The organism is Kitasatospora sp. NPDC059571 (genome assembly GCF_042735675.1).
Classification (GTDB): Bacteria; Actinomycetota; Actinomycetes; order Streptomycetales; family Streptomycetaceae; genus Kitasatospora.
In genome coordinates, this window is record NZ_JBHWBW010000113.1 from 5,404 (window position 1) to 11,333 (window position 5,930).

At 76.6% G+C, this 5,930-nt stretch carries 7 protein-coding genes and 1 pseudogene; 3 read left to right on the forward strand and 5 right to left on the reverse strand.

All coding sequences use genetic code 11. The features are described from left to right. The coding region (locus ACFV0G_RS15595; protein WP_380546884.1) for a hypothetical protein at positions 1-317 on the reverse strand (317 nt) is incomplete at its 3' end. Between the two features lie 138 nt (positions 318-455). Beyond that, positions 456-1,229, reverse strand: a complete 774-nt coding sequence (locus ACFV0G_RS15600; RefSeq protein WP_380546886.1) for an ATP-grasp domain-containing protein — start codon at positions 1,227-1,229, stop codon at positions 456-458. A 137-nt stretch (positions 1,230-1,366) separates the two neighbouring features. Here ACFV0G_RS15600 and ACFV0G_RS15605 point away from each other — a divergent pair, with 137 nt between their 5' ends. After that, positions 1,367-2,131, forward strand: coding sequence for an enoyl-CoA hydratase family protein (locus tag ACFV0G_RS15605; RefSeq protein ID WP_380546888.1), 765 nt, complete (start codon positions 1,367-1,369; stop codon positions 2,129-2,131). An 18-nt stretch (positions 2,132-2,149) separates the two neighbouring features. Here ACFV0G_RS15605 and ACFV0G_RS15610 read toward each other — a convergent pair whose 3' ends face one another. Continuing rightward, positions 2,150-2,905, reverse strand: coding sequence for a maleylpyruvate isomerase family mycothiol-dependent enzyme (locus ACFV0G_RS15610; RefSeq protein WP_380546890.1), 756 nt, complete (start codon positions 2,903-2,905; stop codon positions 2,150-2,152). A gap of 79 nt (positions 2,906-2,984) precedes the next feature. Here ACFV0G_RS15610 and ACFV0G_RS15615 point away from each other — a divergent pair, with 79 nt between their 5' ends. Together ACFV0G_RS15615 and ACFV0G_RS15620 are read left to right on the forward strand one after the other, a co-directional pair. Further along, entirely contained in the window at positions 2,985-3,740 is a 756-nt protein-coding gene (locus ACFV0G_RS15615; RefSeq protein ID WP_380546892.1) for an acyltransferase, read from the forward strand. A 59-nt stretch (positions 3,741-3,799) separates the two neighbouring features. Continuing rightward, on the forward strand, positions 3,800-4,357 hold the full coding sequence (locus tag ACFV0G_RS15620; protein ID WP_380546894.1) for a precorrin-3B C(17)-methyltransferase: 558 nt from the start codon (positions 3,800-3,802) through the stop codon (positions 4,355-4,357). Between the two features lie 88 nt (positions 4,358-4,445). Here the strand turns inward: ACFV0G_RS15620 and ACFV0G_RS15625 are convergent, their stop codons facing one another. Both ACFV0G_RS15625 and ACFV0G_RS15630 read right to left on the reverse strand, forming a co-directional pair. Beyond that, a complete protein-coding gene (locus tag ACFV0G_RS15625) occupies positions 4,446-5,543 on the reverse strand; it encodes a calcium:proton antiporter (protein WP_380546896.1) in 1,098 nt (365 codons plus the stop codon). 148 nt (positions 5,544-5,691) lie between these two features. After that, positions 5,692-5,930 (reverse strand): annotated as a pseudogene (locus ACFV0G_RS15630) (hypothetical protein); the annotation flags it as partial.

A 5,930-nucleotide genomic window follows, 5' to 3' on the forward strand; every position in this document is an offset into this window, starting at 1 on the left:
ACACACGCCCGGGCTGCCCCACCCCCCCCCCGCGCCCGCGCTTGTGGCGCCGGGGGGCCCCGGCCCCCGCCCTCCGCGCGCCCCGGCGGGGCCCCCGACCCGACGAGGCCGGTGACCGTCGCCACGACCGACCAGGCGAGCGCGACATCGGCGTACAGGTCCCAGCCGGCCGCGTCACCCGGCTGCGGGCCGCTCAGGTCGAACAGCGCCCGGCCGGCGCACCACAGCAGCACCCCGGCGATCCCGAGGCAGGCGAACGCCCGGCAGGCGAACAGCGAGGCGCCGAACGCCGTCCGCGCCCCGATCGATCCCGTCACGCAATCCCCCCCCTGGCCGACGCAGTCCTGCCCGAACGTAGCCCGGATCCGCCTCGGGCGGCCGAACGGGGCGTCCCCGGTACAGAACTGCGACAGCGGGACGCCGCGTCAGCCCCTCCCGTCCCGTCCCCGGGTCCGTCAGCGGACGACCTCGGGGACGGGACGGGCGTACCGGACGTCGGTGTCCGCGACATCGTCGGCCGGGCCCGCGGCCCGGAGCACCACGTCGAGGACGCGGTCGGGGTCGCAGGCGTAACCGCCGCTCGCCCAGGCCGGATTGGCCTCGACGACCGCCCACCGGCCGTCGGTGAGGCGGCCGACGTCGACCACGACGGCGCTCGGCAGGCCGCCCGCGGCCAGCACGTCGGCGGCGAAGGCGAACGCGTCGGCGCCGACCTCGGGGGAGACGGCCAGGCCGCCGCCGACGGCGTACCGGCTCGCCGTCAGCACCGCGCCGTCCAGCACGAAGAGCCGGTACTCGGAGGCGAACGCCACCACGTCGCTGACCTGCACCAGGGTGTCGTCGTCCAGCGCGTCCGGGCCGGGCAGCCCGCTGCCGTCCGGGTAGACCCGGGCCGGGAACAGCTTGTCCACCGGCGGCTTCAGGAACGCCGGGCGGCGCAGCCGGCGCGCCTCGGCCAGCGTGCTGCACTCCACCTGGCGCCCCAGCAGCTCCGCAGGCAGCGAGGCGAGCCAGTCCGCGGGCGGCTCCAGCGCCGTGACGCCCAGGGTGCCGGCGGCCGTGTCGGCGAACAGCGGCCCGCCGTAGAGGTGCGCGGGCCGCAGCTGCGCCAGCTCCGCCGGGACCTCCCAGCGGACGGCGGTGTGCGCCCGCAGCCCGCGGCGGCGGGCGCAGGTGAGCAGCTGCAGACCGGTCTCGTTGATCCGCGGGGCGAGCAGGAGGAGCGTCATGGGCCCCATGCTGGCCCGGCCGCACCCGCCCCGGCCAGCGGATTTCCCGGGTCGTACTGGCCGACCGGCCGGTCGGCGTGCCAGAGTCCTCCCGAGCCCGTCCGACCCTCCCTCAGCCGGAAAGCAGGCCATCCGCGATGACCAGCGAGAGCCCTCTCGTCCGCATCACCACTGCCGATGCGGTCACGACCCTCGAACTCGACTCCCCCCACAACCGCAATGCGCTGTCCACCCGCCTGATGGCGGAGCTGGCCAAGGGCCTCACCGAGGCCGCGGCCGACCCGGCGGTGCGCGCGGTGGTGCTCGGCCACACCGGCAAGGTGTTCTGCGCGGGCGCCGACCTGTCGGAGGCCACCGGCAGCGACCCGACGGTCGGCCCGCGCGGCCTGGTGGACATCCAGCGGGCCATCGTCGACTGCCCCAAGCCGGTGATCGCCGCGATCGACGGCCACGCCCGGGCGGGCGGGCTCGGCCTGCTCGGCTCGGCCGACATCGCGATCGCCGGCCCGGCCTCGACCTTCGCGTTCACCGAGGTCCGCCTCGGCCTGGCGCCCGCGGTGATCTCGCTGCCGCTGCGCCCCAAGCTGGACCCGCGCGCGGTCTCCCGCTACTACCTGACCGGGGAGGTCCTCGGCCCGGCCGAGGCCGCCCGGATCGGGCTGATCACCGAGGCAGCCGACGATGTCGCGACCGTGCTGAAGGTGCTGCTGGACGCCGTCCGGCAGGGGTCGCCGCAGGGCCTCGCCGAGTCCAAGCGGCTGGCCAACGCCGCCGTGGTGGAGTCCTTCGAGCGGGACGCCGACGAGCGGGTCGCCCAGTCGGCGCGGCTGTTCGCCTCGGAGGAGGCGCAGCAGGGCATGCGGGCGTTCCTGGAGCGCCGCCCGGCACCGTGGGCGCAGTGAGCGCCGGGCGGGTACCGGTCAGCTCCAGGTGACGGCGGCCGTCTCCCGCCACAGCTCCAGCAGCGAGCGGTCGCCGGTGACGGTCGCCGGGTCGGCCTCGCGGCGGTTCCACAGCAGCAGGTAGAGGTCGTGCGCGGGCCCGCCGACGGTGCAGTCGGCCGGCCCCGCGCCGGGCCGTACCTGCGGCGGTTCCTGGCCGACCGTCACCAGCCAGCTCTCCGGGCGGTCGGCGGGCCGGACCGCCAGGGTGCGCGCGGTGGCGCTGCGCAGCCGGGACTTGGGCCGGGGCAGGAAGCCGGTCAGCAGCTCGGCCAGGCCGTCGGCGGCGACCGCCGCGTCGACCGGGCTCGGTGCAGTGCCCGCGGCGGCCTGGGCGTCCACCCGGTGCACGGTGGTCTCGTGGAGCTGGCGGCGGGCCCAGAAGGCGAGCGGGGAGGGCGCGGGCAGGAAGCTCCAGCAGGCGAGGTCGGCCGGAGCGGCCGCCAGCACGGCGACCAGGTCGGCGTGCCCGGTGCGGAACCACTCCACCAGCTCGGCGTCGGCGGGCGCCGGCCCCCAGGCGGCCTCCTGGCCGGCCTCGTCCAGCGGCCGGGTCAGGCCGCCCTTGACGTGGGCGGCGGCCCAGCGGTGCACCTGCCCCGTGTGCAGCACCAGGTCGCGCAGCCGCCAGTCCGGGCAGGTGGGCACGGGGGCGTCCAGCGGCGTCCCGGCGGCGGTGTCGGCCAGCAGAGCGCCCTCGCGGCGCAGGACGTCGACGAGCTCGGGGATCTCCATGCGGCGAGTCTGCCAGGCACCGGTGTGACGTTGATCGCCCGGTGCCTCGCCGGGGGCGCCCGCCCGCTACGGTGATCGCATGCCGAACGCCCGCGCCCTCCTCGACTCCGCCCGAACCCGCGGCCGCCGCGCGGCGGGCCGGGTCGTCCACCGGGCCTGGCGCTGGGTGCAGGACACCGGCGCGGTCACCAACCGCAACCCGGGCCCGTACCGGTTCGGCGAGCTCGGCGACGGCACCAAGCTGGCATTCCCGCTCGGTGCGGTCTTCAACGAGCAGTGGATCACCATCGGGCCGTTCTCGATCATCGGCGAGCGGGTCACCATCTCGGCGGGCTTCCTGCCCGGCCTGGACCTCGGCCCCGAGCCGATCGTCCGGATCGGCGGCGGCTGCGTCATCGGCCGCGGCAGCCACATCGTCGGCCACCAGTCGATCGTGCTCGGCGACGACGTCTGGACCGGCCCGAACGTCTACATCACCGACCAGGCGCACGAGTACCGCGACACCGACCTGCCGATCGGCAAGCAGTGGCCGCGCAACGAGCCGGTCGAGATCGGCGCCGGCTCCTGGATCGGCACCGGCTCGGTGATCCTGCCCGGCGCCCGGCTCGGCCGGAACGTCGTGGTCGCCGCCGGCTCCGTCGTCCGCGGCGACATCCCCGACCACAGCGTGGTCGCCGGCGCGCCCGCCAAGGTCGTCCGCAGCTGGACGGCCGACGAGGGCTGGCAGCCGCCGCTGCGCCACGACGCCCCCCAGCCGATCCCGGACGGCGTCACCGCCGAGCAGCTGCGTGCCCTGGTCGGCTGGGACCTGCGGATCCCCGGCCAGCAGCAGTAGCCCCCTCGCGGTCGGCACCCGGCAGCCCCGCTGTCGGCGGCGCCCGGCAGGATGGGGCCATGACCGTTCTGCCGAAAGCCCGTCAGCTCGCGGCCGCGGCCGTGCTCGTGCTGCTCCCCGGTGGCGCGCTGAGCGGCTGCGGCAGCACCGTCACCGACTCCCGGGCCGGTTCCCGCGTCGATCCGGGCCCGAGCACCCCGGCCGCTTCGCCGGTGCCGTACTGCCCGGCCCCGGAGGCCGGCCCGGCACCCTCGCCCTGCATCTCCTACGACGAGCGGCAGCGCTACGCCGAGAACCACGCCTACCGGCAGGAGATGCCGCTGCCGGACGGCGCGCGCAGCGCCGCCGCGCCGAGCGTGCAGGCGCTGCGGACGGCGCTGCAGCAGCTCGCCGGCGGGCCGCTCGACGAGGACGCGGTGCGGCGGGCGGCGGCGCAGGCCGCCGGGGTCCGGCCCGCGACCGTCCGGGTGGAGGTCGCTGCCGCGGCCGGCCGGGCCGCCGTGGTCGTCGAGGTCGCGACCGGCTGCCTGCACGGCACGATCTCCGGCGGGACGGCGGCCGCCGAGCTGACCGGCTTCATCGCGGACGGCGGCTGCTTCCCGGCGGCCGGCCACTGAACGGAGCGGTACCGGGCGGAGCGATCGCGGAGCGGCGCTGCCGGTGAGGGGCGGGAGCGCCGAGTGGCGCGATCGCCGAGCGGTGCGGTCAGGGGCTCACCGCCAGCACCAGGTACGCGGCCAGCACGGCGAGGTGGACCGCGCCCTGCAGGGGTGTCGCCCGCCGCGGGATGACCGTCAGCGTGCCGACCGCGACGGTCAGCGCCAGCAGCACCATGTGGGTCGGCCCGAGGCCGAGCACCAGGGACCCGCTCAGCCAGGTGGACGCCACGGCGACGGCGGGGATGGTCAGCCCGATGCTGGCCAGCGCCGACCCGAGGGCGAGGTTCAGGCTGGTCTGCACCCGGTTGCCGAGGGCGGCGCGCAGGGCGGTGATGCTCTCCGGCAGCAGCACCAGCAGGGCGATCACCACGCCGACCACGGACGCCGGCAGGCCCGCGTCGGCGACCGTCGACTCGATGGTCGGCGAGACGCCCTTGGCCAGGCCGACCACCGCGACCAGCGCCGCCGCGAGCAGCCCCAGGCTGGTCAGCGCCGAACGGCGGGAGGGGAGTTCGCCGTGCTCCTCCTCCAGAAGCTCGCCCTCCGCGGTCACCGGCAGGAAGTACTCGCGGTGGCGCAGCGTCTGGGTGGTCACGAACAGGCCGTACAGGCCGAGCGAGGCCACGGCGGCGTAGGTCAGCTGGACGGTGGAGAACTCCGGGCCCGGCTTGCTGGTGGTGAACGTCGGCAGGACGAGGCTGAGCGTGGAGAGGGTGGCGATCGTCGCGAACGCCGCGCCGGTGCCCTCCGCGTTGAACACCGCCACCCGGTACCGCAGTGCGGCGATCAGGATGGCCAGGCCGAGGATGCCGTTGCAGGTGATCATGACGGCGGCGAAGACGGTGTCCCGGGCCAGGGTGGCGTTCTTGGCCGGCGCGTCGGCCATCAGCGTGACGATCAGCCCCACTTCGATCACCGTCACGGCGACCGCCAGCACCAGCGAGCCGAACGGCTCGCCGACCCGGTGGGCGATCACCTCGGCGTGGTGGACCGCCGCCAGCACCGCGCCCGCCAGGAAGAGCGCGACCACGCCGACCACCGCGGAGGGCAGCGACCGGCCCCAGGTCAGGGCGAGCGTCAGCAGGGCGAGCAGGGGCACGACGACGGTCCAGTGGCTGACGGCTGCCCGGATGCGGTCGGTCATCCGTCGAGCTTTGCAGAGCCGCCCGCCGCCGGCTGGCCGACACCGCCGGAGTGTCGGCGGGTCGGCGCAGTGCGGGGCGTTGCCGGGCGGGTGCGTTCCCGGGCCTGGTGGTGCGCGGCCGTGGCGTGCTCCACCGCCCGACGGTGCGTCAGAGCGGTGCCCGGCGGCTCTCCGGGAAGGCGTCCCAGGTGTCGCGGACCATCGCGTCGAGCTCCGGCCGCTCCGCCCGCCAGCCCAGCTCCCGGGTGATCCGGCCGGTGTCGGCGACCAGCCGCGGCGCGTCCGGCCGGGCGGGCCGGTGCAGCACCGGCCCCGGACGGCCGGTCACCCGCGCCACCGCCGCCACCACCTCCCGCATGCTCGCCGGCGTCGCCCCGACCTTCCCTA